The organism is Ureibacillus galli (genome assembly GCF_014836845.1).
Lineage (GTDB): Bacteria > Bacillota > Bacilli > Bacillales_A > Planococcaceae > Ureibacillus > Ureibacillus galli.
This window is the reverse complement of sequence record NZ_JACSQA010000005.1, coordinates 1-25,253: the sequence shown is the minus strand read 5'-3', so window position 1 is coordinate 25,253 and position 25,253 is coordinate 1. Positions and strand designations below refer to the sequence as shown.

Here is a 25,253-nt window from a genome sequence, read left to right as displayed (position 1 = left end):
AAGAAGTTAGCGTGAAACAATCAAGGACCTATTTACATTTTTCGACAAATCCGATACCATTTTCATAATACATAATGAGGAGTTTTGTAAAATGGAATTAGATATCGTGAAAGTATTGGTTCTCTCCTTCTTTGGTTTTGTCGGCGCATTTATTAACGCCACTGTAGGCGGTGGCGGTTTAATTACTTTACCTGCCCTATTATCCGTTGGTCTTCCCCCTTCTGCTGCAATCGCAACAAACAAACTGGCTGCCTCGATGGGGAATTTAACTAGTTTTTTAACTTTTTTTAAAGCTGGAAAAATCGATTTGAAGTTAATTGGACCTATTTTACCCTTCGTCTTTATTTTTTCAATGATAGGCGCTTGGACTGTCCATTTAATGGATTCAGAGCTATTAAGACCTTTAATTATCGTTATGCTGATCATCGTATTAATTTACACATTAGCGAAGAAAAATTGGGGACAATTAGCCGAAAGAAAACCATTCAATTGGAAACGGGGCATCATCTTTTTTTCGAGTCTTGTATTATTAGCATTTTACGATGGCTTTTTTGGTCCCGGAACAGGTTCCTTCATTATTTTTGTATTTCTAATAATGGGATTTGATTTTCTAGAAGCAGCAGGAAATGCAAAACTATTAAATTTTATGAGTAATATAGCTGCACTTACGATGTTTTTAATTTTAGGAGAGGTTGTTTTTACTTACGGACTCATTATGGGGATATCGATGATTGTTGGTTCCTTCTTTGGAACGAAATTCGCCTTAAAAAAAGGGACAAGTTTTGTCAGAATGTTATTCATTGTCATGACAATTATTTTAATTATGAAAAATATTTATGATTATGTTCAAGCATAGTTATAAAATAAAAACCGGAAGCAAAACACATTTCACTTTTGCCTCCGGTTTATTTTATTTCATGCTATTTTTTATAGTCCACATTTTAGTTGGGCGCCACAGCTTGTACATGTGTTACAACCACCTAATTCTTCCACTGTTCCTTGACGACAAACAGGACAAGTATTCCCTACTTCGGAACCGATTGTAACGTTTGTAGTAGTAAGAGGGGCAATTGTATCCACTAATACAACAGGTTGTTTTTCAACGACTTTCTCTTCCAATACTTCATCAAATGCTAATTGTTCATCATGGGATGATTCTGCTTTTAATGTAAGTACTTGAGAATCACGGCTACCATCAACGTAAACTGTTCCACCTTTTGCTCCACCTTTGTATAGACGTTCGTACACTTTTTGTACTTGTTCTACCGTGTAGCCTTTTGGTGCGTTTACGGTTTTAGAAATGGATGAGTCTACCCAACTTTGGATAACACATTGTACATCAGCATGAGCTTCAGGTGTTAACTCCATCGATGATATGAACCAATGTGGTAGATTGTTTTCATCTGCTTCTGGATGGCTATTTAAATAATCTTGCACAATTTCAGCTTTCACTTCAATGAACTTTCCAAGACGACCAGAACGGTAGTAAGTGAAGGAGAAGTATGGTTCTAATCCAGTTGCAACCCCAACCATCGTACCAGTAGATCCTGTTGGAGCCACTGTTAATAAGTGAGAGTTACGGATACCATTTTCTAGCACTCCTTGACGTACATGTTCAGGCATTTTCTTCATATAACCAGTGTTAATAAAGGCTTCTCTTAAACGTTTTGTTTCTTCTTCTGTTTCACCTTGTAAGAATGGGAAGCTTCCACGTTCTTTACCTAGTTCAATCGATGTTTCATAAGCTGTTACAGCAATTGTTTCGAAGATTTTATCAACTAATTCATTGCCTTCTGCAGAGCCGTACTCTTTTTCACAATAAATTAATAAATCAGCTAGACCCATTACGCCAAGACCTACTCGACGTTCACCTAACGCTTGTTTACGGTTTGGTTCCAAGAAGTAAGGTGTCGAATTAATCACGTTATCTTGCATACGTACGCCGATGCGAACCGTTTCACGTAGTGCATCGTAATTAACTGTTTTTGTGTCTTTATCGGCAAATTGAGCTAAATTAACAGCAGCCAAGTTACATACTGAGTATGGTGCAAGCGGTTGTTCCCCACAAGGATTTGTTGCAACAACTTTTTGGCCATAGGCACGAGCGTTCGTCATGTCGTTTGCATTATCGATGAAGAAAATCCCCGGTTCTGCAGCGTATGTAGCACAAATATTAATTAAGTTCCACAGTTCACGAGCTTTAATTGTTCGATAAGTCCGAACTCCGTAACCCATCGCTTCCCACTCACGTACATCTCCTACTTCATGCCATTTTTCATTGTAAATCGCCATTTCTTCAGGTGTGTAGTTTGCAACATCTGGGAATCGTAATTCGTAATCAGCGTCATTTTCAACAGCTTCCATAAAGTCTTTTGTCAAAGTAACTGAAATATTGGCACCTGTTAAAAATTCCGGATTATGAACACTATATGTTCCACCATCACGCAATTTGCTTTCTGCTTCTTTTATAATCGCTTCGTTGAAACCGCCAAGACCTGGAATTGCTTTATAATTGACGATACCTTGGTACATCGCTTCCTCTTGTTGCGTTAAAGGTTTGAATTTTAACTTTTCCTTAGCTAAAGAAGCAATTAACTCATCTTCTGTATTTTCAATTAAATAACGAAGAATACGTGGGTTTTGCATTTTTGAAATAATGAACTCCACAATATCAGGATGCCAATCGGCTAACATGATCATTTGTGCTCCGCGACGGCTACCACCTTGCTCTACAAGATGAGTCAGTTTGGCAATATCATCAAGCCATGATACCGATCCACTTGATTTACCGTTTACACCTCGCGCTAAAGTGTTGCGTGGACGTAATGTTGAACCATTTGTTCCTACGCCACCACCACGGCTCATGATTTCCATAACTTGTTTGCGGTGATCACTAATTCCTTCACGACTATCTGGTACGAAAGGCATCACATAACAGTTAAAGAACGTTACATCTGTTTGTGAACCTGCTCCGTATAACACTCGTCCAGCAGGAATGAATTTTAATGAAACAAGTTGTTCATAAAATTTTTCGAACCATTTTTGTCTATTTTCTTCTGTTTCTTCAACAGACGCTAAACCAGTTGCATTACGTTTTGCAATTTGTTCGTAATAAATTTCAAGAGGCTTTTCAATTACGTCTAAGGAACGCACAATAATGCCTGTTTCTTGTTCTTCTGGATTATCTAATACATGGCGGTATTCTTCATCAATTAATATTTCAGCTTTTTTAGCTTCCACATCGATTGAACGAATAAAACCTAACCCGCGCGCAGGAAATTTTGGATCTTCTTTAATCGTTAGTACTACAAAATCTCCCGGTTTTAATGTCTTCTTTTCCGTATCCTTAAAAGAATAACGGTCAATCATGACTAATCTTGAAACTCCCTTATGCGTAATATGCATGTCCGGTGTAATTGGATGTACTTGTGGAAAATTCTTGATGTCTGAATTTAGTTGATCTACGAGGATGGTTGCTTGCGTTTCACTTAACATTACCATCTGCCAGCCTCCCTTAATAAAATCTAGTGTTGTTTACATTGATATAGGCATACAAGATATTGTATGCAAATAATATAAACAACACTAGATATAGTTAATATTTATTTACTAGAAAAGATTACCTCATAACAAATATTGTTTCAAGGGGTTGATTTTTTTAAAACTTGCTGGAACCCTTTCATTTCAATAGTTTAAACTCTATAAAAAATTTTTTTCGAAAAAAGAAACATACGTTCCTTTTTATTTTTTGAAATTCCATTCATCTGTTAAATATTTTTTTTGTTCTAAATCTGTCACATATTGCTTTTGTTTTTCTGTTAATTCATAAGGTACTAATTCAATGTCTAGCGCCTGCTCAAAACCTGCTTTAAATGCTTCTACACATTGAGTAATTGTAATTTGTTTATCTGTTAATTGATTAATAGCTACGGCCTTTTGAGGGAGTTTTTCACGCATTTTTTCTTTCATTTCTGGTGAAGAAAATTTAAAGAGGGATAACAATTTTTCCTCATCAAGATCTAGTAATATAGCGCCATGTTGTAAAATAACACCTTTTTGGCGTGTTTGGGCACTTCCCGCTACCTTTTTCCCTTCTACGACAAGTTCATACCAGCTCGGTGCATCAAAACATACCGCACTCTTTGGTTTTTTTAAATCAGCTAGTTTTTCTTCTGTATCAGGAACACTAAAGTAAGCTTTTAATCCTAAATTTTGGAAGCCTAACAATAAGCCTTCACTAAGTACCCGATAGGCTTCAGTTACCCCTGCAGGCATTTCGGGATATTGTTCAGTAACGATAATACTATAAGTTAGTTCATGTTCATGTAAAACGGCTCGTCCACCAGTAGGACGTCGAACAAATCCAAGATTTTGCGCCTTTACAGCTTCAAAATCCACATCCTTCATCGCTCTTTGGAAATAACCGATTGATAGTGTTGCTGGATTCCACTCATAAAATCGAATAACAGGAGGTATTTCTCCTTCGCTATGAAAATCAAGTAAAGCTTCATCTAATGCCATATTATAAGACGGACTACATGGCCCTGAGTTAATAAAATACCATTTTGATTTCAAACCTATCATCTCCTCACACATAACTATCATTTTAACAAACTCATTGGACTATCGCTACTTTCTCTTTTATAATGGAATATGAAGAAAGAAAGGAGAAAGAAAGCAGTGACTGTACTTTATACAATTGCTATTATACTAGGCCTTATCATCGTATACGTTCTAGTCAATACACTACGCTTAAAGAAAGCAGTGTCAAACTTAAATCAAGATGAATTTATCCAGGGTTATCGAAAAGCCCAACTTATTGATGTACGGGAAACAAAAGAATTTGAAGCAGGTCATATTTTAGGGGCACGTAATATTCCATCAACACAATTACGTCAACGTTATAAAGAAATCCGACCTGATCTACCAGTATACTTATACTGCCAAAATTCAGGCCGTAGCGCCCGTGCTGCTCTATTTTTAAAGAAAAAAGGTTATAACCAACTTTATCAACTTCAAGGTGGTTTCAAAACTTGGACTGGTAAAATTAAATCAAAAGCTTAACAAATAATGAAAGGGGACATGCTCAAGTTTGAGCTGTCCCCTTTCAAACGTTTTACAATACCAATTGCGTAACTGTAACGACAAAAAGTGTAGAGAGTCATCAAAGAGACTCAATCTACACTAATTGGATTTTATGCTTCTACTTTTGTATAACGAAGGATCGGCGTACGAGCGGCACGCGTTTCATCTAAACGGCTAATTACCGTTGTATGAGGTGCTTCTTGTACTAGAGAAGGATTTTCTTCCGTTTCCTTCGCAATTTGAATCATCGCTTCGCAAAATGCATCTAACGTTTCTTTCGATTCCGTTTCTGTTGGTTCAATCATCATGCCCTCTTCTACGTTTAATGGGAAGTAGATTGTTGGTGGATGGTATCCAAAGTCAAGCAGACGTTTCGCAATATCTAAAGTACGGACACCTAATTTCTTTTGGCGACGTCCAGATAAGACGAATTCATGTTTACAATGACGGTTGTATGGTAGGTCAAAATAAGGTTCTAAACGACGCATCATATAATTCGCATTTAATACCGCATATTCAGTTACTGCCTTTAATCCATCTGGACCCATTGTACGGATATACGTATAAGCACGAACATTAATACCAAAGTTACCGTAATACGGTTTTACACGACCGATTGATTGTGGTCGATTATAATCGAAATGGAATGTTCCATCTTCTTTTTTCACAAGGACAGGTTTTGGTAAGAACGGAATTAAGTCCGCTTTTACGCCAACAGGACCAGATCCTGGTCCACCGCCGCCATGGGGACCTGTAAATGTTTTATGAAGGTTTAAATGGACACAGTCAAAGCCCATATCCCCTGGGCGAGCTTTACTCATTACAGCGTTTAAGTTGGCACCATCATAGTACACTTTCCCACCAACACTATGGATAATTTCCGCCATTTCAATAATGTTTTCTTCAAACAACCCTAATGTATTTGGATTCGTTAACATTAAAGCTGCTGTATCTTCCCCTACGACACGACGTAAATCGTCTAAATCTACTAAACCGTCTTCATTGGATTTAACCGTAATCGTTTCAAATCCAGCAACAGTTGCAGATGCAGGGTTCGTACCATGGGCAGAGTCTGGAACAATGACTTTGTTACGATGTCCTTCACCATTTGCTTCATGGAACGCACGAATCATCATTAACGCCGTCCACTCACCGTGGGCACCAGCAGCAGGTTGTAACGTAACTTCGTCCATACCTGTAATTTCTACTAAAGAAGTTTGAAGATCATAAAGTAACTCCATTGCCCCTTGAACTGTTGATTCATCTTGTAACGGATGGATGTTGGCAAAACCTGAAAGTCTTGCAACATTTTCGTTTATTTTAGGATTATATTTCATCGTACAAGAACCTAATGGATAGAACCCTGAATCAACACCGTGGTTACGGCGAGATAATGCCGTATAATGACGCATAATATCAAGCTCTGAAACTTCTGGTAATTCAGGAGCTTCGTCACGAACATAGCCTTCTGGTAATAATTCTTCTAAATCCAATTCAGGTACATCTAATTCTGGTAAACTATAGCCAACTCGGCCTTCTTTCGATAATTCAAAAATGAGTGATTGGTTTTCGTTATGCATTGTAAGCCCCCATTTCTGCAACTAATGCGTCAATTTCTTCTTTTGTACGTAATTCTGTTACAGCAAGTAAAACATGATTTTCCAACTCTGGATAAACACGACCTAAATCAAAACCACCAATTATCCCTTTTTCTAAAAGGTATTGATTGATTTCTGAAACGGGTTTGTTTGTTTTCACTACGATTTCATTAAAATGCGCACCTTGGAATGGAATCGTAAAACCAGCAGCTTCGAATGCATTTTTTGCATAACGCGTTTTGACAATATTTTGTTTCGCCATTTCTTTTACGCCTTTTTTACCGAGCGCTGTCATTGCTACAGAAGCTGCAAGGGCAAGTAATGCTTGGTTTGAACAAATATTAGACGTTGCTTTTTCACGACGAATATGTTGTTCACGGGCTTGTAATGTTAATACGTAACCACGACGTCCATCTTGATCCACCGTTTCCCCTACTAAACGACCAGGAACTTTACGCATTAGCTTTGTTGTCGTTGCAAAGTAACCACAGTAAGGACCACCAAAACTTTCAGGAATACCGAACACTTGTGCATCCCCAACCGTAATATCTGCACCAAGTTTACCTGGTGGAGTTAAAACACCTAAAGCAAGCGGGTTGCTAGAGACGATAAATAATCCTTTTGCTTCATGGGCTAGTTCACCGATTGTTTTTAAGTCTTCAATTTGACCGAAGAAATTTGGGTATTGAACCATCACAGCAGCAGTTTGATCATCAATTAATACTTTTAAAGCATCCATATCCGTCACGCCGTCTTTTGTAGGAACTGTCACAATTTCAATCGATTGACCATATGCATAAGTTGCAACAACATCTCGGTATTCAGGATGAATGGCATCAGAAACAAGTAATTTTTTTCGACGAGTATGACCAGCAGCAAGCATACCTGCTTCCGCTAAAGAAGTTCCCCCATCATACATAGAGGAATTGGCTAAATCCATTCCAGTTAGCTCTGCGATCATCGTCTGAAATTCAAAGATTGCTTGAAGCTCCCCTTGGGAAATTTCAGGTTGATATGGTGTATAAGCTGTATAAAACTCAGAACGTGAAATGACATGGTCAACAATCACCGGTTTGTAGTGATTATAAATTCCAGCTCCTAAGAAAGAGACATTTGACTCAGTATCTTCATTTTTCGCAGCAAGTTGTTTTAATTCTTTTAATAAGGAAGATTCTGATTTCGCTTCTTTAATATTGTAGTACCCTTTAAAACGAACGCTTTCAGGGATATCTGAAAATAATTCATCAACACTTTCGACACCAATCGTCTCCAGCATTTCTTTTTTGTCTTGTTCCGTCATAGGAAGATAACGATGTTTCATTTTATTAGTAACCCTCTTTTCGATTTATTTTGAACGTTTATAAAAAGGTGTTGCTACTGTTTTAGCTTGTAAGCGTCTATTACGAATTTCAATTTCTAATTCGATATCTAATTGAGCAAATTTTGAGTCAATTAATACTAAACCGATATTTCGTTTCGTTAAAGGCGACTGAGTTCCCGTAGTAACTTCGCCAATTTCCTCACCATCTTTGAATACTTTGTATCCGTGACGAGGGATACCTTTATCCATCATTTCAATGCCAATGATTTTTCGTGGTAAGCCGCTTTCTTTTTGAGCAACTAACGCTTCTTTTCCAATAAAGTCCGATTCCTTTTGAAGCTTCACTGCAAATCCAATTCCTGCTTCTAAAGGAGAAATATCTTTCGATAATTCTTGACCATATAAAGGTAGACACGCCTCAAAACGCAAAGTATCACGGGCACCTAAGCCAGCAGGGACAACGCCCTTTTCTTTTCCAGCTTCTAAAATGTCATTCCATAGATGAATAACCGCATTTGGCTCACCATAAATTTCAAAGCCGTCTTCTCCTGTATAACCAGTACGAGAAACTAAAACAGAATTTCCTGAAATATTGACATCTTGTAGGAATTTGAAATATTTAATCTCTTTTAAATCGACTTCTGTTAAAGTTTGAAGAACTTCTTCAGCAAGTGGACCTTGCAGTGCAATTTGAGCGTAGTCATCAGACTGATTGATAACCGTTACATCCCCATGAACGTGTTGTTGCATCCATTCAAAATCTTTTTCAATATTGGCTGCATTGACACATAATAAATAACGTTCTTCTCCTAAACGATAAACGAGTAGATCATCAACGACTCCACCATTGTCATAACACATTGCATTGTACTGAGCGCCACCGATGGCAATTTTTGAAATATCATTTGTTAATAGATTTTGTAAAAACTGAAGTGCATCTTTTCCTTCTACTAAAATCTCACCCATATGGGAGACATCGAAAAGACCCGCGCGATTTCTGACAGCATCGTGCTCTTCCTTAATCGAAGAAAATTGTACAGGTAATTCCCAACCGCCAAAATCAATTGTTTTCCCACCGTATTTGGCATATTCATGGAATAACGGTGTTCGTTTTAATTCATTCCCCATTGCATATCCTCCTTAGAGTTTCAACGTTTTTGAACAAAAAAAGGACAGACGAACCCCTCATTTATTTGAGGAATCCCCTGTCCTTGCACCTGAAAGTTACACCAAATTTTGTAATAGATAAATCTATTCTCCTTTGGCTTTCCCCTTTGGTGGCTGTAACAAAAAAATGAACATTTACAGCGCTCTCCAGAGATGCGTCCTGTACGAGTCTTTTTGCCTGAGAGATTCATAGCCCATGACTACTTGCTCCTTCGGCGACGCTTTTCACGTTCTCTCCCCGCACAATCATCCGCCCATATTTCATTATTCAATGTACAAATATGACAACTCTTGGCTATATCCTAACATTGAACGCTATAGAATGGCAATCTTTTTTTAAATTTAATTAAAAAACGAACATTAAACCATTACCAAACTTCATTGTTCGCCTTTTAATCGATTTACTTGGAAAGCAATATACTCTACAATTTGACGAAGGGTACGGCCCTCCGTTAAAACTCGAATATGACCTGCCGTCCGGTAAAATTTTCTTCGCGTATGATACAACTGTTCCAATTCTTGTTTTGTGGATCGTTGGACGATAGGTCGATTTTTATCATTTTTAATTCGAATATAAATATCCTCGAACGTGGCATCTAAAAAAAAGACGAGCCCTGTACGACGCATAATTTTCCGATTTTCTTCGTTTATGGCAACTCCTCCACCTGTCGATATAATACATGCTTCATCTCGAAAATTACGAAGGAACTCGGTTTCTAACGCTCTAAAATGTGACTCGCCATATTTTTCAAATATTTCTGGAATCGACATCCCCTGTTGTCGAACTATTTCATGATCCATGTCGTAATACGGCATCCTTAAAAAATAGCTTAATCTTCGACCGATAGCGCTTTTTCCACATCCCATGAAGCCTACTAAGTATATTTTTCGCATGCTATCACCTTCTTTACAACCAAAAATCTGTCTACTTACTACCAATTTTCTCTAGTAAGTTTATCGTAGCACGAACATTGGCTAATTCCAACGAATTATATGTTTTTATTTGTGATTGGTATGAAAGACAATAGTAAGTTATAAAGGAAGTTGCGATAAAAAGTAACATGATAGCTAATGCGAAAGTAGCTCCCTTGTTATTTGTTAGTTGTTTGAACAAAGAAAGTTCTCTCCCTTACTTCACCATCTTGAAATTCAACAATTATTGTTAGAAATTCATCTTGAAGATGAAATTGAACCTTTCGAATACCAATTAATAACGGTACATATCCTTTATCATTTGTTTGGAGTCGTATGACATCACCAGTTCGATTGATTTGTTTCCGCTCCAATGAATCAACATAAGCAATCTCTACTTGCCCATATTCATCTTTGACTGTTATTTCTCTTATATTTGTAAATAACTGTTGAACATCTTGGACAAATAATTCCCATGCTACATTTTCATTGGTCATCAACGTTTTATTCATTTGGTTTAACCATAGAACAAACATTATGAAAATATTGGCTAATAACATGAATACGATAAATTGAAATAACGCTTCTAACAAAGTAAATCCTTTATTACTTAAGAAAATTCTTTTTGTCGTCCGATACATTTTTGTTTTTCTTCATCCCCATTACGATACTTTACACAAATTTTTTGACCGTCGTATATCCAGTGGTAATCAATTTCATCAATTGTTTTCACACCACTTTTTAAAGATTGCGTTTGAAGTCTTTTGGCAATTTCTAATGCAGTCTCGGAGGCATGTAATTCTAATTGTTGGTTATATAAAGTCTCTTTTAAATGGTAACTAAACGGAAGAAGCGTTCCGGCAAGTATAAATACAATGACGACAGTTAGCAATGTTTCAGCAAAAGATATTCCTTCACTATTTAGCTTCAACTATTCTCATCCGCCCTTTTTGAATATTTACTATTAATTGTCTTTCACCAAAGGGGGTATAAAAAATAATTTTGCCAAAGTTCACCACTTCACCATTTGGATAAATTACGATGTTTTTTAGATTGCTGTAAATGTTTAACTGAATATTTGTTGGAAAGGATCTCTCAAATATTTTTTTACCATCAAGACTGTAATAAGCTTTGTACGTGTTGTTATCACTAAACAATACATTGATTGTTTTCTTTTCCTCTATTGCAAGAGCTTGCATACTTTGTATATCCAGCTGAACCTGGTTGAAAAATTGATTAATAACTTGCTTTTCTGTAATTGTTAACGATATTTTGTACACGAAAGAACTTACAACAATTACAATGAACAGGACCAATAGCATTTCAATTAAAGTAAACCCTTTATCGGTTTTAATATATTTCGTCAAAGTCATTTATGAAAAAAGCTATTCTCCTTTCACTACAACCTTCCCATCACTTTGTATTTCAACATCTGCTCCATTTGGGCAGGAAGTTTCACCTTCATTGATATAATCCTTTTCAACTAATTCATTCATAGTTGGAATAGTATGATGATCAATCCTATACGCTTCCACTTGTCCTTGCACCATCTTGACATAAGCATCGCATCCCTTTTTATCAATCGAACTAAAATGTTTCGTTACATTTGGGATAGTAACTAAAATTAAGATGGAAATAATGAACAATACAATGAGCATTTCGATTAAAGTAAATCCATCTTGTTTTTTTAATATCAATGCCCTCACTCCTTTTAAATTAGTTCAATCAGTTCATACATCGGTAGTAAAATACTTAAATAGGCAGCGATAATACAAACGGCGATTAGAATAAAAAATAACGGTTGAACAATCGCAACAATTTGTTGAACAATCGTTTCCAGTTTTTCTTCTAACAAATCACAATAAAGAAGTAATTCCCTTCCTAAATAACCGCTTTTTTCTCCGTGTTTTATAAAATCTTCAAACTTTGGTGAAAACCACGCTAAAATAAAGACCGCATTTGATAACGATTCTCCATAAATGACTTGTCGTTCTAGTTCCTTTGCCACATACGCGATTGTTTGATTAAATTGTTGGCTTTGTAATATGCCTAACGCTTGTTGAAGGGAAATACCGCCAACAAGAAGTTCACCAAGAGTTTTCGATATTCGTATCGTTAATTGCAACTTGAAAAAGTAATTGATGATGGGGATTTTTAATAAAATATCCATTCGTTTATATGTTTCTTTTCTTTTTAAATAAACTATGAAAATTAAAAAAAGGATTAAACAACTGGAGAAAATAATAAAGAGTATATCAGGGAGGTGAAGAAAAAAATTCGAAATACTAACAATTCCGCTCTCTTCCTTCGTTCGAGAATGGATGATTTCCGTAATGTTTGGTAAAAAATACGTGCGGAAAGCTATAAAGATCATTATGAGAACAAAGGATAAAAATATTGGATAGCTTAACAGTTTCACTACTTTTTTTCTCATTTGATATGTAAACTCTAACTGCTTTGAAACTGTTTTTAATACCTCTGCCAACTTTCCACTTTCTTCTGCAATTTGAATGGTAATCAAATAATAATTCGGTATGGACAAACTTTGTAATATGTCAGTCACATCCGCACCATTTTTTAGTTTTTCATAAACTACCGCCCTCCAATAAACTAAATCTTCTACATGGTAAGGAAGTAACATATCAACGGAGTCGGCAAATGTATAACCTTCATTTAGCAATGTACTTAGCCGATTTAAAAATGCAGGTAGTTGTTTGACTTTCTTCTTTTTTGAGGGAAGAAAAGGATGGTCGATAAATTTAAGTCGTAACGGTTGCATGTTGTTTCTTCACCCCATAGGAAGCTAACTGATACGTTAACGTTTCGTATTCCGGTAATTGATAGTGGTCACCCCGCATTATCGCTGCTATCGCATCAACTAAATGGAGGTCACTTAAAATTTCATATAACGCCTTTCTATCCTCTGTTCCTATTTCTACTAAACATTGAGCAACAATCCCAATAAGCGCTTGTCTCACTTCTTCGATAGTTATATTTAAATCTAACAATCGGTATATACAATTCACCGTGTCTTTCGCATGAATTGTACTTAGTACTAAATGTCCCGTTAACGAAGCTTCAATTGCAATTTTTGCGGTTTCCCGATCTCGAATTTCTCCAATCATGATGACATCCGGTGAGTGACGTAATATTGCTTTTAAACCGGCAGCATAGGTTACGCCTGCCCTTTCATTTACTTGTATTTGTAATAAATTCGATTGACTATTTTCAACTGGATCTTCTAAAGAAATGACATGTCGGGCAAGAGTTTCGCTCGTATAATTAACTAATGAATATAAAGTAGTCGTTTTTCCTGAACCTGTTGGCCCACAAAATAACAAAAGACCTTGACGACTCGAGACAAGTTGAACTAGTTTTTCTGCAGATTTTGGATTGATGGAAAGTGAAGTAAGGGGAAGATTAGCATTTTGAAGCATCAATCGGATAACGACACTCTCTCTTTTAAAAACGGATGGTAGAGTAGAAATCCGAAATGCATATAACTGATTGGAAAATTCCTTTTGAAAAGAACCGCTTTGAGGTTTACGTTTTTCGCTAATATCAAGGGATGCTAAAAATTTAAAATAAGAGATGATACGGTCACCTAATTCAAAAGGGATATTGGTCGTTGGAAATAGTTTTCCGTATTTACGAAAATGAATCGAGTATTGATGATTTTGAGGAACGATATGAATATCCGATGCTCCGAAATGGAGTGCCTTTAATAATAACTGCATACTTTTATTTTCTACTACTGATTCAATGTCCATAAACAACACCTCATCATTATAGAATTTTTATTGACCGCAACCGAATTAAAGACAGTATATAATGGGATGTTAATTTGGAAAACCCCTTTTTCTATCTTTCAATTTTCAACTTGATTTTCTAAAGAAATAATAAATTTGTTCACGAGCGATACAAAATTTCCATGCTTTTCCCGTTACTAAGAGATTGTTTTTGTAAGTAAAACGAGAATATAAATTCAATCTTTTTAATAAAAACAACCTTTCGTTTGGAATTAAAAAAGGGGCAGTATGACAACCTACCCTCTTTATCCATTTTCCCTTAGTAACGATTTTCTAAAGGCAGAATCTATTTTGAAGACGAAAAAGAGGATGTATTCATGGTAACGATATTGTAAAATTATGTTAAAATACAGTTATAGACGATATTACTTTTAAGGAGGAGAATATTATTCGAAAGAAATACATCATTATTTTTCTTATAACACTTGTAATTGAAGCGGTTTTAACGTTTTTTGTTGCCGAAGCATTCTCAGTACGATTTATTGAAGTCATGTTTTTCACTGGCATTGCTTTTGCCATCATTAGTTTTTACTTTTCAAGCAGTGGTGGCATTCTCTCCGACTATAATGCTGCTCAAACTAGCGCACAAACAGGGATTATTCAGAAAAGGGAAGAACTGGTTTTTAGATTCGGACCTATCTTCATCTCTTCGATCATTTTTTTCTTCATAGGACTTGTATTATTTATTTTACTTATTTCAGGAATAATCCCACCTGCTCAAAATTAATCAGTAAAGAGCATATAATTTGAAATACCAATTTTCCGATGAAGACACCACTTGTCTCGTCTTTTTTGCAGAGAAATTTTCCATCGTTTGACTTGAATCAAATATTTACAGGAAAAAATTTTTTCATTGCGTAATTTCCGTTTAAAAAATCGTAATTAACAAATAATGAGATTAAACTGCTTTTCCAATTGGTGAATGAAAACCTTTCCAAAAGGTAAAGTTTATTTCCATTTTAAAAGGAGAAAAAAAGAGAAAACTTTCTCTTAATTTTTATTTGTTTGTCACAAACAAAATGGAAGTAGCAGTTTACATTATCCTTACCAATCATTTATAATAAAAGTTGAGATTATTGAGTCACATGGCAAAAGGAGGGATTCTTCATGAGCAACATGTATAAAGTTATGGCATTCTGGACTGGTATTTTTGCCGTTATGTTCTACCTTGGTGATATGTACGAGGTTTCGCTATTATTCGTTGGTAATACAATTTTATTTATATTATTAGGCTTCTTAAACCTAACAGAACGCATGTACATGTACATTTTCGGAGCTTATTTAACTATATTCTTCGCTGGATTTACGTATTATACTACATTTATCCATGTACCTGGTGCTGGCCATTAAAAAAAGACATCGACTGTTTGTTCAGTCGATGTTTTTTCTTTTTACCCTTCGTAACCATTTAAAAATGGATTCATATCCATTTCGGCTTGTGGCGTTGTATAGGAGCCATGTCCAGGGTAAATAATTGTATCCTCAGGTAACACTAATAGTTTTTCATGAATGGATTGAAGAAGTACTTTTAGTGATCCTTCAATTAAATCGGTTCTACCAATACTTCTTTCAAAAAGTGTATCCCCTACGATAGCAAAACCATCTTCTTCAAAAATATACGAAATACTTCCAGGGGAATGGCCAGGAGTAAATACAGCTTTAAAAGTGAACCCGTCGATGTTAAACGTTTGTTCTTTTCGAATAATATGGGCTTCATCTGGCTTTTTTACAATGTAATTCGGCAGTTCTGCATATTTTCCAGAGCCGTTTTTCATTGGATCTCCAAGCCAGCTCACTTCCCGTTCATGTACATATAATGGCAAATCAAACAGTTCCCTTAATTCATCCACTGCCCCAATATGGTCAAAATGGGTATGGGTTAAGAATATGGCCTTTGGTTTTAATTGATTGGAACGTATCACATTAATTATTTTTGAAGCTTCTTCACCTGGGTCGAATAGAATGCAGTCCTTTTGCTTATTACTAACAATATAACAGTTTGTTTGAACAGGACCTAAACTAAATACTTTTACATTTAACATCAATAATCACCTCTTGATTATTATACATGGATAAGAAAAAAATTACATTGAACGTTCAAATAAACTGTGTTTTTTGTTCTCGACAAACGGATGTAAGTGCTTTACAATAAAGAAGGAATATTGTCTACGACATTCAACTTCTAATGTCTAAAGGAGTGTCTTCTTAATGAACTTATTAATGGTTATTTTCGCTTTAGTAGCAATCTTTGCTGTAGTAAATTTATTCCAAGCAATTAAAGAAAAAAATATTCTTGCTTTTATTTTCAGTATTGCTACAGCTGCAATCTTTGGTTGGTTTGTAGTTATGACCGTTTTAAATCAAGGTTATCCGCCAAAATTGCACTAATTTATTGTAAAAGACGAAGTATCAAAAGATACTTCGTCTTTTTCGTTTATTTGTAAGTATTTCTCCATTACCTTTAAGCTATCCAACCTTATTAAAAAAAACATTAAAAGGGTCATTTCATGGATGAAATGACCCTTTCATTTATTCTTTCTTTTCTTCTACCACATTTTGTTTTAAATTCCCTGTATCTTCATCATAGAAACGTAACAAGTCGCCATTAATAATTTGGTCGGAATATTCAAGCTCAATGGTAGCACGGTCAATATATGGTTGACACGCTTCGATTTCTACTTCCTCTCCCGTATCCCGATCGTAACATACTTCACCAGCGTAAACTAATTGATCCGTCACAAAACGACCATCTCGGAATATGACGAAATCTTCATGTTCTTTAGAGAACATATCGTCACCAAGTTGCATGTCTTTTGAAGTATCAATTCCTAAAAGGTGTAATATCGTCGGACGAATATCAATTTGACCTGAAGTTTCATCAATTACTTGACCATCGTTTGAACCAGGGATATGGATAAATAACGGTACCGATTGCAATAAAGCACTATCATAGGCAGTAATTTCTTCCTTACCTAAGTATTGTGCCATTGCTTTATTATGGTTTTCCGAAATACCATAATGGTCACCATACATGACAATAATGGAATTATCGTAAAGACCTGATTCTTTTAACTCTTCAAAGAAAACTTTAATCGATTCATCTAAATAACGAACCGTTTGGAAATAACGATTAAGTGTTCCAGAATTTGAGTTGTATTCTGGAATCATAATATCCTCTTCCATTAAAGTAAACGGATAATGGTTTGTTAATGTGATCATCCGCGTAGCAAAAGGTTGCTCCATCTCACTCATCATATCAACGGATTGTTCGAAAAATGGAATGTCTTTTAAACCCCAGTTCACGGAGTTTTCATCCGTTACATCATAGGAATCAACATCATAAAATTTCTGAATATCTAATGATTGATAAATGACATCACGATTCCAGAACGAAGCATTGTTAGAATGCATAACACTTGTAAAATATCCATTTTCGTTTAATCTCTCGGACATCGAATTATACGTATTTCCACCATGAGTGAAGAACACCGCGCCGCTTCCTAAACCAAACAATGAATTTTCTACTATAAATTCAGAATCACTTGTTTTCCCTAATCCCGTTTGATGATAAAAGTCACTGAAATAGTACGTATCTTTATCTTGTGTAAGAGAATTTAAGAAAGGAGTTATAACTTCCCCGTTCATTTTATTATTAATGACAAAATTTTGTAATGATTCTAATTGGACAAAAATAACATTTCGACCTTTATACTTCCCAAACATTTCCTCATTAATAGCTGATTGATTCGCTTGCACATAGTTATCTACTTCTACAAGTTCACTACCATCCGCTAATGCTCTTTGCGCACTCGATTTGGATTGAACATAAATATCATATAAGTGATAGTTATATGTCCCAATATTTTTTACTAATAATTCACGGTCAAAGGCACGTGTTAATAATTGAGGTCGTTCCGTTTCTGCTAATCCTAAATTTAAGAACACCATCGCAACAGCTAATACAAAATAAGCACGACGGATATCTTTACGAATTGGAGCTGCTTCTTGTAATTTTGGTAAAAATTTAATGGCTAAAATTAAAACAAAAACATCTGTAAAGTAAAAAATATCGTACCAGTTAATAATTTCCGTTACAGAAGTACCTAAATCTCCGAAATTGCTAGTTTGGAATAAAACTGCTAATGTGATGAAATCATTATAGAATCGATAAAACGCAACATTAGCAAATAATACAATCGCCAGGAAAACGCTTATTGTAATTAAATAACGATGACGTACTTTTGCCGTTTTAAAAAATAATGAAATCCCATAAGCAAATAATAGGAAACTTAATGGGTTAATTATTAAAATCAGCTCTTGCATTGCGTTTTCAATGTCCATTTCAAAACTTGTATGGTATACAATCACAGTTTTGATCCAAGTTGTCAGTATAGCGATAGCTAAAATCGAATGTTTAGGCCATTTAGAGAAATTCATTCCAAAACATCCTTTCCACATAATTGATACATAGATATAAACATAAATTTCTATTGAAATTTACAACAAAAATTAACTTTAAAGTTAGAAAACAAAATTTATCTTAATCTTCTTTCCTTTAATTATCAATATAATATGTATACATCCATTTTAAAAACAACACTGGTATACATCATGTAATTAATCCTCTTAAGATAACATTGCCTTCAACTTTCCCATGACGAACAGAAGTCTCATATACCTTTTACATTTGGAACGTGCCTTTTCATACTAACTTTGCATTTTCTTTTGTAAGAGGGAGTAGATTCTCTTTCAAAAAAGTACGGAACATTACAATTATTAAAATACTATATGAATATTTACGTTTTATTTACAAAAAAGTTCCCAAATGAAAACAGTGGCAAATAAATCCACTGTCAAATCAATGTATATAATTAACAATTATTAACAACATCATACCATTTAAAACATAATATATGGTAATTTTTTTGAAATTATTTAATAATTTTTAAAATGATTACGTTTATTGCAGCTTTTTCTCTTCCTTTTCAAGTCTTGATAGTTCTTGTTTGATTAGGAGCATAGCTGTTTGAAAGTCTTTTGGATCAAGAACCTTCGCTTTATACAATTCTCGAATTTCATCTTCCATTAATAATAAATCCCCTATCCGGTCTCTTGTATAAATAAATGTTCCATATTGTTTTAATAAATCATAGATATCTTTCATTGTCTTCATTTTAGCGTCCCCTTTCGATTTGCTTCACAATCGATTCGCATTGTTTCTGTAATAATTAAATGAACTGGTAGATCATATGTATCGTATGGTACTTCATCTACAATTTGGATATTAAAAGCAAGGGAAATGAGCATCCCATTATATTTTGTTAAAAAGCGGTCATAATAACCTCCACCATAACCAATCCGATAACCTTTATGATCAAAGACGATTCCTGGCACGATCATACAATCAATCTCTTCGGCAGCTACGAGTTCCGTAATATGGGGATTTGGTTCCAATAAATCCATATATACGATTTCAAGCTGTTGAAAATTCTCAATTGCATAAAAGTCCATCGTAAAATTTACTGGATGACATTTTGGAACAACGACTTTTTTATTCATGCTCCATAAAGACTCAATAATTTCTCTCGTATGAACTTCCCTTTTACGGGAAATCGTGATAGCAATCGTATTCCCTTCTATAATCGAAGGCTCTTTTAATAATTGTTCTTTTATTTTCAAAGAGGAGTGTCTGAAATGATGATCGGATAGTTCATTTAAAGCTTTTTTTATTTGATTTCTTAACTGTTTTTTATCCAAACTTACCATCCCCTTATCGGTCCCTTATAATTAAAAAGCCAAAACCACATGTGGTTTTGGCAATAATGCTTACTTTGTTTCACGGTGAAGAGTGTATTTCTTCTCGCGAGAGCAATATTTTTTAAGTTCAAGACGTTCTGGATTATTACGTTTGTTCTTTTTAGAAATGTAGTTACGTTCACCACAATCTGTGCAAGCTAATGTAATGTTTACGCGCATTATTAACCCTCCCACTCTATATAAAGACTTTAAATTCATTTGAGCATGATTTATACGACTAAATCATTATAACATAAATAGAAAAAAAATCTAGCATCATTTATTATTAACTTTTCTTATGCTAAAATAACTTAAAATAGTAAAAAAGACGGAGGAACAACAATGGATTTATCAATGATTTTAATGATCATCGGCATTGTTTGTATCGTTGTATCATTTTTCTTAAAAGATACATCTAAACGGGTTGAAAAAGACTTAGAAGACTTATCGATTAGTATTTACCAAGAAACAAATTCATTAAAAAAACGGTTGAAAATCGTGGAGGAGGAACTACTCCTTGAACCGAATTTTTCCGTTAAGTCGCCTTCTACAACAAAGTTAACCGACACAACTAAATTGGCGACTTCAGCACCAAAAAAACAAGCAAAAACGGTAAACCAGAAGCAAGTGAATGAAATATTAGTATCTCAAGTAATCCAGTTGAACAAACAAGGATATCCGATAGAGGAAATTAGTAAAATGTCCACTTTATCGACACAACAAATTTTATCGATATTACGGGATGGGAGATAGACGATGAAAAGATCATCCCTTCGTAGCTTCGGTATTGCTTGTTTTATCATTGGAATGGTCATGGTGATTGCAAATCAGTTCAATCTTCCATTCCTTTCTTCAAAGGATTCCTCCAACGAGGAACAATATAAAGACCAAATTACCCAATTGGAACATCAATTAGAAGAAGCAAAGGAACAAATCACCTTACTAGAACAAAAGGAACAAACTGCTCCACAAAAAATAGAGACAACAGACGACAAAACGAAGTCAGAAGAAGAAGTACCGGAAGAAGTCATCAGTGGTACTTTATATATTTATTCGGGTTTAACGGTTGCAGAAGTTGCTCAAAAGTTAAAAGAGATGGGCATTATACATAATAGTGTTGAGCTGGAACTATTTTTGGCTCAGCCAGAATATGCTAAATCGATTCAAAAAGGACAATTTGAATTAAATTCTTCTATGTCGATTGAAGAAATCGCTAATATTATTACTGGAAAACCATCTTCATAACCTAGAGGGGGAGGCCATTTAAGCCTTCCCCTTTTGCTTGAAGTAATTTCTTATATATTCAACAAACATTTTTGTGGCAGAACTTTTAAAACGACTTTTCATAAATGCTAAACCAATTTCCCGTTTACAACCACGGGCTTCCACCCGAATGATTTTTAGTTTATATTGTTCTAACCCTTTTATGTAGGGGATTAATGAAACGCCTAAACCACTTTCGACTAATCCTGCAACAGTATGTACTTCCTCCCCTTCAAAGGCAACATTTAACTGAAAACCTTCCCTTTTATATAAATTATCCACTGATTTTCTTAACGAATTTCCTTTTTTAATGCAAATAAAGGGATCATGGGCAAAGTCTTTAATGCTCACGCGCTGTTCATTTGCCAATCGATGATTTTCAGGGACGATTAAAAATATTTCCTCTTCCCATAACTTTTCCCAAACAATATCTTGATTTGTATCTACGGAAGAAATTAAACATACATCTAACTCACCCACTTCGAGCTTTTTCAAAATCGAACTGGAGTTACTTTGAGTAAGTTGAAATTTCATTTGGGGATAAACTTTTTTCACATCCGTCATGAGTGAAGGGATAACTTCTAAACCTAGGGTATGCATAAATCCAATTGATACTTCCCCTTGCCCAGGTGAAACTAAATTCGTTAAATCTTCTTTCGCCCTTTCAAATTCTTTTACAATATATTCTGCTCGCTCTAAAAAAAATTTACCATATCGATTTAGTTTAATGGAACGACCATTTCGATCAAATAATGCCACACCTAGCGATTCTTCTAATAAGGAAATGGATTTACTTAGGGCAGGCTGGGTAATATGTAAACGCTGGGCAGCCTGAGACATATTTTCATACTTGGCTACCAATATAAAATATTGAAGGGAATTAAAATCCATTTTACGTCTCCTTATTACTTTTATTTATAAGACACATAAAAATTATGAATTATCATTATATGATTGCACTCATTATAATAAATGTAATACGAAAGCACAAAATGTTTATTATTTCAAAAGAGGCGAACCAACATGACTTATTTACAAAAAGGGACAAAGGAATTCCATTTAGCGAACTTAGCACTTTTTGCAGCTGGGTTTATTACTTTTGCAAATTTATATGTTACACAACCATTATTCCCCCAATTTACAGAACAGTATGGTGTATCACCCGCCATCGCAAGTCTCTCCCTCTCCTTATCTACAGGTGTATTATCCATTAGTTTAATTTTATTTGGTTCGTTATCAGAAGCTTGGGGTCGTAAACGTTTAATGACGATATCAATCTTTCTTTCCTCATTACTGACCATTGTTCTTGCTCTTTCACCTACCTTTGAAACCCTTTTACTTTTACGGATTATCCAAGGCTTTGTCTTTGCAGGTGTTCCTGCTATCGCAATGGCTTATTTAGGAGAAGAAGTTCATCCAAACTCTCTTGGAATCGCCATGGGGTTATATATTAGCGGGAATTCAGTTGGTGGATTAGCTGGGCGTATTATTATGGGCACGATGACCGACTTTTTTAGTTGGCAAATCGGCATGGTGTTTTTAGGAATATTAAGTTTAATCGTTAGTGCTTATTTTGTTTGGGCTTTACCAGCATCAAAGCACTTCACACCGCGACAACTTAAACTTAAACCTTTAGCAAAGTCATTATTTTCCCATCTGAAGGATCCGGGTTTGATTTGTTTGTTCGGTATTGCCTTTACATTAATGGGTAGCTTCGTCACTTTATATAATTATATAAGTTATAAATTAATGGATGCCCCTTATCATTTAAGTGCTGGGGTTGTCGGTTGGATTTTTCTCGTTTACTTAGTTGGTACTTTTAGTTCAACTTGGTTTGGTAGCTTGTCCGACAAATACGGCAGACAAAAAGTATTATTAATTGGTATTACCATCATGTTCTCAGGAGCATTATTAACATTACCGGTTCATTTGTTCATTAAAATTTTAGGGATTGTCATTTATACTTTCGGCTTTTTTGGAGCCCATTCCATTGCAAGCGGCTGGGTAAGTTCCCGTGCGAAAAAAGATAAAGCGCAAGCATCCTCCCTTTATTTATTTGCCTATTATTTTGGCTCAAGTGTCGGCGGTACAACTGGCGGCCTTTTCTGGTCAAGCTGGGGTTGGAATGGCGTCATTGGATTTATCAGTTCTTTTTTAATTACTTCTTTCTTGCTAGCTGTTACACTAATAGTGTTAAATCGAAAAGAAAAAATGTTAGAAGATCATCTCCAATATTGAGAAGAAAGAGAGTGAAAGAATATGAACATTTACGACTTTGACGTAACGAAGGAAAATGGTGAAAAATATTCTTTAGAACAATATAAAGGGAAAGTATTACTCATTGTGAACACGGCAACGAAGTGCGGACTTGCAGGTCAATTTAGCGAGTTGGAAGAACTTTATCAAAAATATCATTCCCAAGGTTTTGAAATTCTCGGCTTCCCTTCTGATCAATTCAAACAAGAATTATCTACAGGAAATGAAGCAGCGGAAGCTTGTCGTCTTACATATGGGGTTACTTTCCCGATGCATGACATTATTAAAGTAAACGGAGAAGAAGCCCATCCTCTTTTCCAATATTTAACAGAGAAAACAAAAGGATTTTTAGGGAAAAACGTTAAATGGAACTTTACGAAGTTTTTAGTAGACCGGGAAGGAAACGTTGTGGAACGATTCGCCCCAACAGATAAACCATCTAAATGTGAAAAAGAAATTGCTAAATTACTATAAAAAGGAGAAAGGACACATTGCTTTTATTAAGCACGTGTCCTTTTTCACTACCATAATGGATCATCTTCTTTTGTAAAGCTAATTGTAAAATTAGAAATATAAAAAATATGGAAGATGGCAACTAGTGTAAAGGGTAAACCGATTAGTTGAAAAGGTATTCCTAACATACCTAGACTATAAAAACTAAGAAATGGAACGGAGACTGGAAATTTATTTCTCGATTTTTTACTTTGAAAAATCTGCTTGCCACAATGAAAACATTGGGTTCGATAATTGCCTAAAGAATTTTTAAATCGTCCTTTTTTTGAAATTTGATGACCGCAATGGGGGCAATTTGGTAAATGTTTATGGCGGATTGACCATAATAAAAATAAACAATTATTTAAGAAAACAAACAAAATGATTAGAAATTTTATCGCCTCAATGGATTGACCAGCAAATGAAAAACTACCTAATCCTAGTAATAAAGAGCTACCGACAAACCATAGTATGATTGATCTTTTTGATAATCTCCTAATAAAATTGATTCCCTTTTTCTCTCGCCATCTTTCCGTTGTCAGTATTACGGTAATTGTTAACAATAAAGCTAACCATTCAAGAATGATTAAACCTATTAACCAATAAAATGTCGCATCTAAATGGAGAAAAATATTTGATAACTGATTTTCACTTTGGACAGACGTATTAGTGAAATTTACATGATTCTCTTTGAAAAGGATGAAGAAAAAGGCTAAACCAGCAAAAAAGGTTGTTAATACAATTGGGTAACCCCAATTCCTTTTAGAAATTTGTTCTACATTTTCATTGATAATATTTTGAACCATTTCTTCCTTTGTTTCGGTGCTTAAATGGATATTTCCATCTAATTCTTTTTTCCACAACTGTTTAACATCATTCATTTCCATTGAGTAACACCTCCAAATCTGCACCTTTTAATTTCTCTTTTAAAACAGTTCTAGCTTTTTGCAATCTTGATTTAATTGTTGATTCTGGAATACTTAAAATTTCTGCTATCTCTTTCGTTGTATGTTCTGCATAATAATAAAACAAAAGAACTTCTCGTAATTTAACATTCAATGAAAATACCGCTTCGGTAACTTCCATCTTTTCTTCTTTTTCTATATACTTTGTTTCTATATTTTTTGTTTCCCCTCGAATATGGAACTTTCCAATCAGTAATTCCTTTTTATTTTTCCAGCTTCTTAAATAATCGGTACATCGATGAACCGTTATTTTTGTTAAATACGTTTTTAGCGACGCTTCTCCGCGAAATTGTCCTCGTTTCTTATAATAAGCAAGAAAAACATCTTGAATCATTTCTTCCGCTATCCGTTGGTCTTTTACATATGTATAGGCAATTCTTAATAAGTAATCACCGTAAAGTTCTATTATTTCTTCTAAATGATAACGCACTGGCTTCCCTCCCTTTCAATTATATAGACGAGAAAAATAATCTTTTGGACGAAAAAAGCACACAAAATATTTTTGTGTGCAACAGATTGTCGACAAAAGGCCTTCAGAATGGTCACATTCTGAAGGCCTTTTGTAATTTTGAACGTTTTTCGGGTATTT

Annotated in this window: 28 protein-coding genes and 1 riboswitch; of the genes, 8 read left to right on the top strand and 20 right to left on the bottom strand. The window is 34.9% G+C overall.

Annotated features, from left to right (window positions below; translation table 11 throughout):
* Nucleotides 1–91 precede the first annotated feature (91 nt).
* On the top strand, nt 92–856 hold the full coding sequence (locus H9636_RS05385) for a sulfite exporter TauE/SafE family protein (protein WP_191706604.1): 765 nt from the start codon (nt 92–94) through the stop codon (nt 854–856).
* Nucleotides 857–927: 71 nt separating this feature from the next.
* Here the strand turns inward: H9636_RS05385 and H9636_RS05380 are convergent, their stop codons facing one another.
* Nucleotides 928–3,501: a vitamin B12-dependent ribonucleotide reductase gene (locus H9636_RS05380; RefSeq protein WP_191706603.1), complete on the bottom strand. Its 2,574-nt coding sequence runs from the start codon at nt 3,499–3,501 to the stop codon at nt 928–930.
* A gap of 240 nt (nt 3,502–3,741) precedes the next feature.
* A complete protein-coding gene (locus H9636_RS05375) occupies nt 3,742–4,521 on the bottom strand; it encodes a lipoate--protein ligase family protein (RefSeq protein WP_191706726.1) in 780 nt (259 codons plus the stop codon).
* Between the two features lie 159 nt (nt 4,522–4,680).
* On the opposite strand from H9636_RS05375, the gene H9636_RS05370 reads away from it, so the two are divergent.
* Nucleotides 4,681–5,064: a rhodanese-like domain-containing protein gene (locus H9636_RS05370; RefSeq protein ID WP_191706602.1), complete on the top strand. Its 384-nt coding sequence runs from the start codon at nt 4,681–4,683 to the stop codon at nt 5,062–5,064.
* 131 nt (nt 5,065–5,195) lie between these two features.
* Here the strand turns inward: H9636_RS05370 and gcvPB are convergent, their stop codons facing one another.
* The 10 genes from gcvPB to comGA form a co-directional block, all read right to left on the bottom strand.
* Nucleotides 5,196–6,665 (bottom strand): aminomethyl-transferring glycine dehydrogenase subunit GcvPB, encoded by a 1,470-nt coding sequence (gene gcvPB / locus H9636_RS05365; RefSeq protein WP_191706601.1) that lies wholly within the window; start codon nt 6,663–6,665, stop codon nt 5,196–5,198.
* Nucleotides 6,658–8,004: an aminomethyl-transferring glycine dehydrogenase subunit GcvPA gene (gcvPA, locus tag H9636_RS05360; protein WP_191706600.1), complete on the bottom strand. Its 1,347-nt coding sequence runs from the start codon at nt 8,002–8,004 to the stop codon at nt 6,658–6,660. The genes gcvPB and gcvPA overlap by 8 nt, the downstream gene beginning before the upstream one ends.
* 24 nt (nt 8,005–8,028) lie before the next feature.
* On the bottom strand, nt 8,029–9,132 hold the full coding sequence (gcvT, locus tag H9636_RS05355; protein WP_191706599.1) for a glycine cleavage system aminomethyltransferase GcvT: 1,104 nt from the start codon (nt 9,130–9,132) through the stop codon (nt 8,029–8,031).
* 195 nt (nt 9,133–9,327) lie between these two features.
* A riboswitch (glycine riboswitch) is annotated at nt 9,328–9,421 on the bottom strand.
* A 128-nt stretch (nt 9,422–9,549) separates the two neighbouring features.
* Nucleotides 9,550–10,065, bottom strand: coding sequence for a shikimate kinase (locus H9636_RS05350; RefSeq protein WP_191706598.1), 516 nt, complete (start codon nt 10,063–10,065; stop codon nt 9,550–9,552).
* A 197-nt stretch (nt 10,066–10,262) separates the two neighbouring features.
* On the bottom strand, nt 10,263–10,724 hold the full coding sequence (comGF, locus tag H9636_RS05345) for a competence type IV pilus minor pilin ComGF (RefSeq protein ID WP_191706597.1): 462 nt from the start codon (nt 10,722–10,724) through the stop codon (nt 10,263–10,265).
* Nucleotides 10,694–11,014, bottom strand: a complete 321-nt coding sequence (locus H9636_RS05340) for a hypothetical protein (RefSeq protein WP_191706596.1) — start codon at nt 11,012–11,014, stop codon at nt 10,694–10,696. Before H9636_RS05340 ends, comGF begins: the two co-directional genes overlap by 31 nt.
* Complete coding sequence (gene comGD, locus H9636_RS19230) at nt 11,001–11,456, bottom strand: competence type IV pilus minor pilin ComGD (RefSeq protein WP_191706595.1); 456 nt, start codon at nt 11,454–11,456, stop codon at nt 11,001–11,003. Before comGD ends, H9636_RS05340 begins: the two co-directional genes overlap by 14 nt.
* Nucleotides 11,457–11,468: 12 nt before the next feature.
* Nucleotides 11,469–11,777 (bottom strand): competence type IV pilus major pilin ComGC, encoded by a 309-nt coding sequence (comGC, locus tag H9636_RS05330; protein WP_191706725.1) that lies wholly within the window; start codon nt 11,775–11,777, stop codon nt 11,469–11,471.
* A 17-nt stretch (nt 11,778–11,794) separates the two neighbouring features.
* Nucleotides 11,795–12,862, bottom strand: coding sequence for a competence type IV pilus assembly protein ComGB (gene comGB, locus H9636_RS05325; RefSeq protein ID WP_191706594.1), 1,068 nt, complete (start codon nt 12,860–12,862; stop codon nt 11,795–11,797).
* Nucleotides 12,843–13,853 carry a competence type IV pilus ATPase ComGA gene (gene comGA, locus H9636_RS05320; RefSeq protein WP_191706593.1) on the bottom strand — a complete coding sequence of 337 codons (1,011 nt, stop codon included), beginning with the start codon at nt 13,851–13,853 and terminating at the stop codon, nt 12,843–12,845. The genes comGB and comGA overlap by 20 nt, the downstream gene beginning before the upstream one ends.
* A gap of 1,146 nt (nt 13,854–14,999) precedes the next feature.
* Between comGA and H9636_RS05315 the strand changes: the two genes are divergently transcribed.
* Nucleotides 15,000–15,242 (top strand): DUF2626 domain-containing protein, encoded by a 243-nt coding sequence (locus tag H9636_RS05315; RefSeq protein WP_143963686.1) that lies wholly within the window; start codon nt 15,000–15,002, stop codon nt 15,240–15,242.
* Nucleotides 15,243–15,283: 41 nt separating this feature from the next.
* Here H9636_RS05315 and H9636_RS05310 read toward each other — a convergent pair whose 3' ends face one another.
* Nucleotides 15,284–15,934, bottom strand: a complete 651-nt coding sequence (locus H9636_RS05310) for an MBL fold metallo-hydrolase (RefSeq protein WP_191706592.1) — start codon at nt 15,932–15,934, stop codon at nt 15,284–15,286.
* A 166-nt stretch (nt 15,935–16,100) separates the two neighbouring features.
* On the opposite strand from H9636_RS05310, the gene H9636_RS05305 reads away from it, so the two are divergent.
* On the top strand, nt 16,101–16,280 hold the full coding sequence (locus H9636_RS05305) for a DUF2759 domain-containing protein (protein ID WP_191706591.1): 180 nt from the start codon (nt 16,101–16,103) through the stop codon (nt 16,278–16,280).
* Nucleotides 16,281–16,421: 141 nt separating this feature from the next.
* On the opposite strand, the gene H9636_RS05300 is transcribed toward H9636_RS05305, so the two are convergent.
* From H9636_RS05300 to rpmG, 4 genes are all read right to left on the bottom strand, one after another.
* Nucleotides 16,422–18,329 carry an LTA synthase family protein gene (locus H9636_RS05300; RefSeq protein WP_191706590.1) on the bottom strand — a complete coding sequence of 636 codons (1,908 nt, stop codon included), beginning with the start codon at nt 18,327–18,329 and terminating at the stop codon, nt 16,422–16,424.
* Nucleotides 18,330–18,852: 523 nt separating this feature from the next.
* Nucleotides 18,853–19,065, bottom strand: a complete 213-nt coding sequence (locus H9636_RS05295; RefSeq protein ID WP_191706589.1) for a YqgQ family protein — start codon at nt 19,063–19,065, stop codon at nt 18,853–18,855.
* Nucleotides 19,062–19,649 carry a 5-formyltetrahydrofolate cyclo-ligase gene (locus H9636_RS05290; protein ID WP_191706588.1) on the bottom strand — a complete coding sequence of 196 codons (588 nt, stop codon included), beginning with the start codon at nt 19,647–19,649 and terminating at the stop codon, nt 19,062–19,064. Before H9636_RS05290 ends, H9636_RS05295 begins: the two co-directional genes overlap by 4 nt.
* Before the next feature lie 69 nt (nt 19,650–19,718).
* The gene (rpmG, locus tag H9636_RS05285; protein ID WP_008408521.1) at nt 19,719–19,868 is read right to left on the bottom strand and encodes a 50S ribosomal protein L33; all 150 of its coding nucleotides are present in this window, start codon (nt 19,866–19,868) and stop codon (nt 19,719–19,721) included.
* A gap of 162 nt (nt 19,869–20,030) precedes the next feature.
* Here rpmG and H9636_RS05280 point away from each other — a divergent pair, with 162 nt between their 5' ends.
* Together H9636_RS05280 and H9636_RS05275 are read left to right on the top strand one after the other, a co-directional pair.
* On the top strand, nt 20,031–20,441 hold the full coding sequence (locus H9636_RS05280) for a hypothetical protein (protein WP_191706587.1): 411 nt from the start codon (nt 20,031–20,033) through the stop codon (nt 20,439–20,441).
* Nucleotides 20,442–20,444: 3 nt separating this feature from the next.
* Entirely contained in the window at nt 20,445–20,933 is a 489-nt protein-coding gene (locus tag H9636_RS05275; protein WP_191706586.1) for an endolytic transglycosylase MltG, read from the top strand.
* A gap of 18 nt (nt 20,934–20,951) precedes the next feature.
* On the opposite strand, the gene H9636_RS05270 is transcribed toward H9636_RS05275, so the two are convergent.
* The gene (locus H9636_RS05270; protein ID WP_191706585.1) at nt 20,952–21,842 is read right to left on the bottom strand and encodes a LysR family transcriptional regulator; all 891 of its coding nucleotides are present in this window, start codon (nt 21,840–21,842) and stop codon (nt 20,952–20,954) included.
* A gap of 132 nt (nt 21,843–21,974) precedes the next feature.
* On the opposite strand from H9636_RS05270, the gene H9636_RS05265 reads away from it, so the two are divergent.
* Both H9636_RS05265 and H9636_RS05260 read left to right on the top strand, forming a co-directional pair.
* Entirely contained in the window at nt 21,975–23,189 is a 1,215-nt protein-coding gene (locus H9636_RS05265) for an MFS transporter (RefSeq protein WP_191706584.1), read from the top strand.
* A gap of 21 nt (nt 23,190–23,210) precedes the next feature.
* Nucleotides 23,211–23,681 carry a glutathione peroxidase gene (locus H9636_RS05260; protein WP_191706583.1) on the top strand — a complete coding sequence of 157 codons (471 nt, stop codon included), beginning with the start codon at nt 23,211–23,213 and terminating at the stop codon, nt 23,679–23,681.
* 47 nt (nt 23,682–23,728) lie between these two features.
* On the opposite strand, the gene H9636_RS05255 is transcribed toward H9636_RS05260, so the two are convergent.
* Complete coding sequence (locus tag H9636_RS05255) at nt 23,729–24,586, bottom strand: hypothetical protein (RefSeq protein WP_191706582.1); 858 nt, start codon at nt 24,584–24,586, stop codon at nt 23,729–23,731.
* Entirely contained in the window at nt 24,573–25,094 is a 522-nt protein-coding gene (locus H9636_RS05250) for a sigma-70 family RNA polymerase sigma factor (RefSeq protein WP_191706581.1), read from the bottom strand. Before H9636_RS05250 ends, H9636_RS05255 begins: the two co-directional genes overlap by 14 nt.
* Between the last annotated feature and the right edge of the window lie 159 nt (nt 25,095–25,253).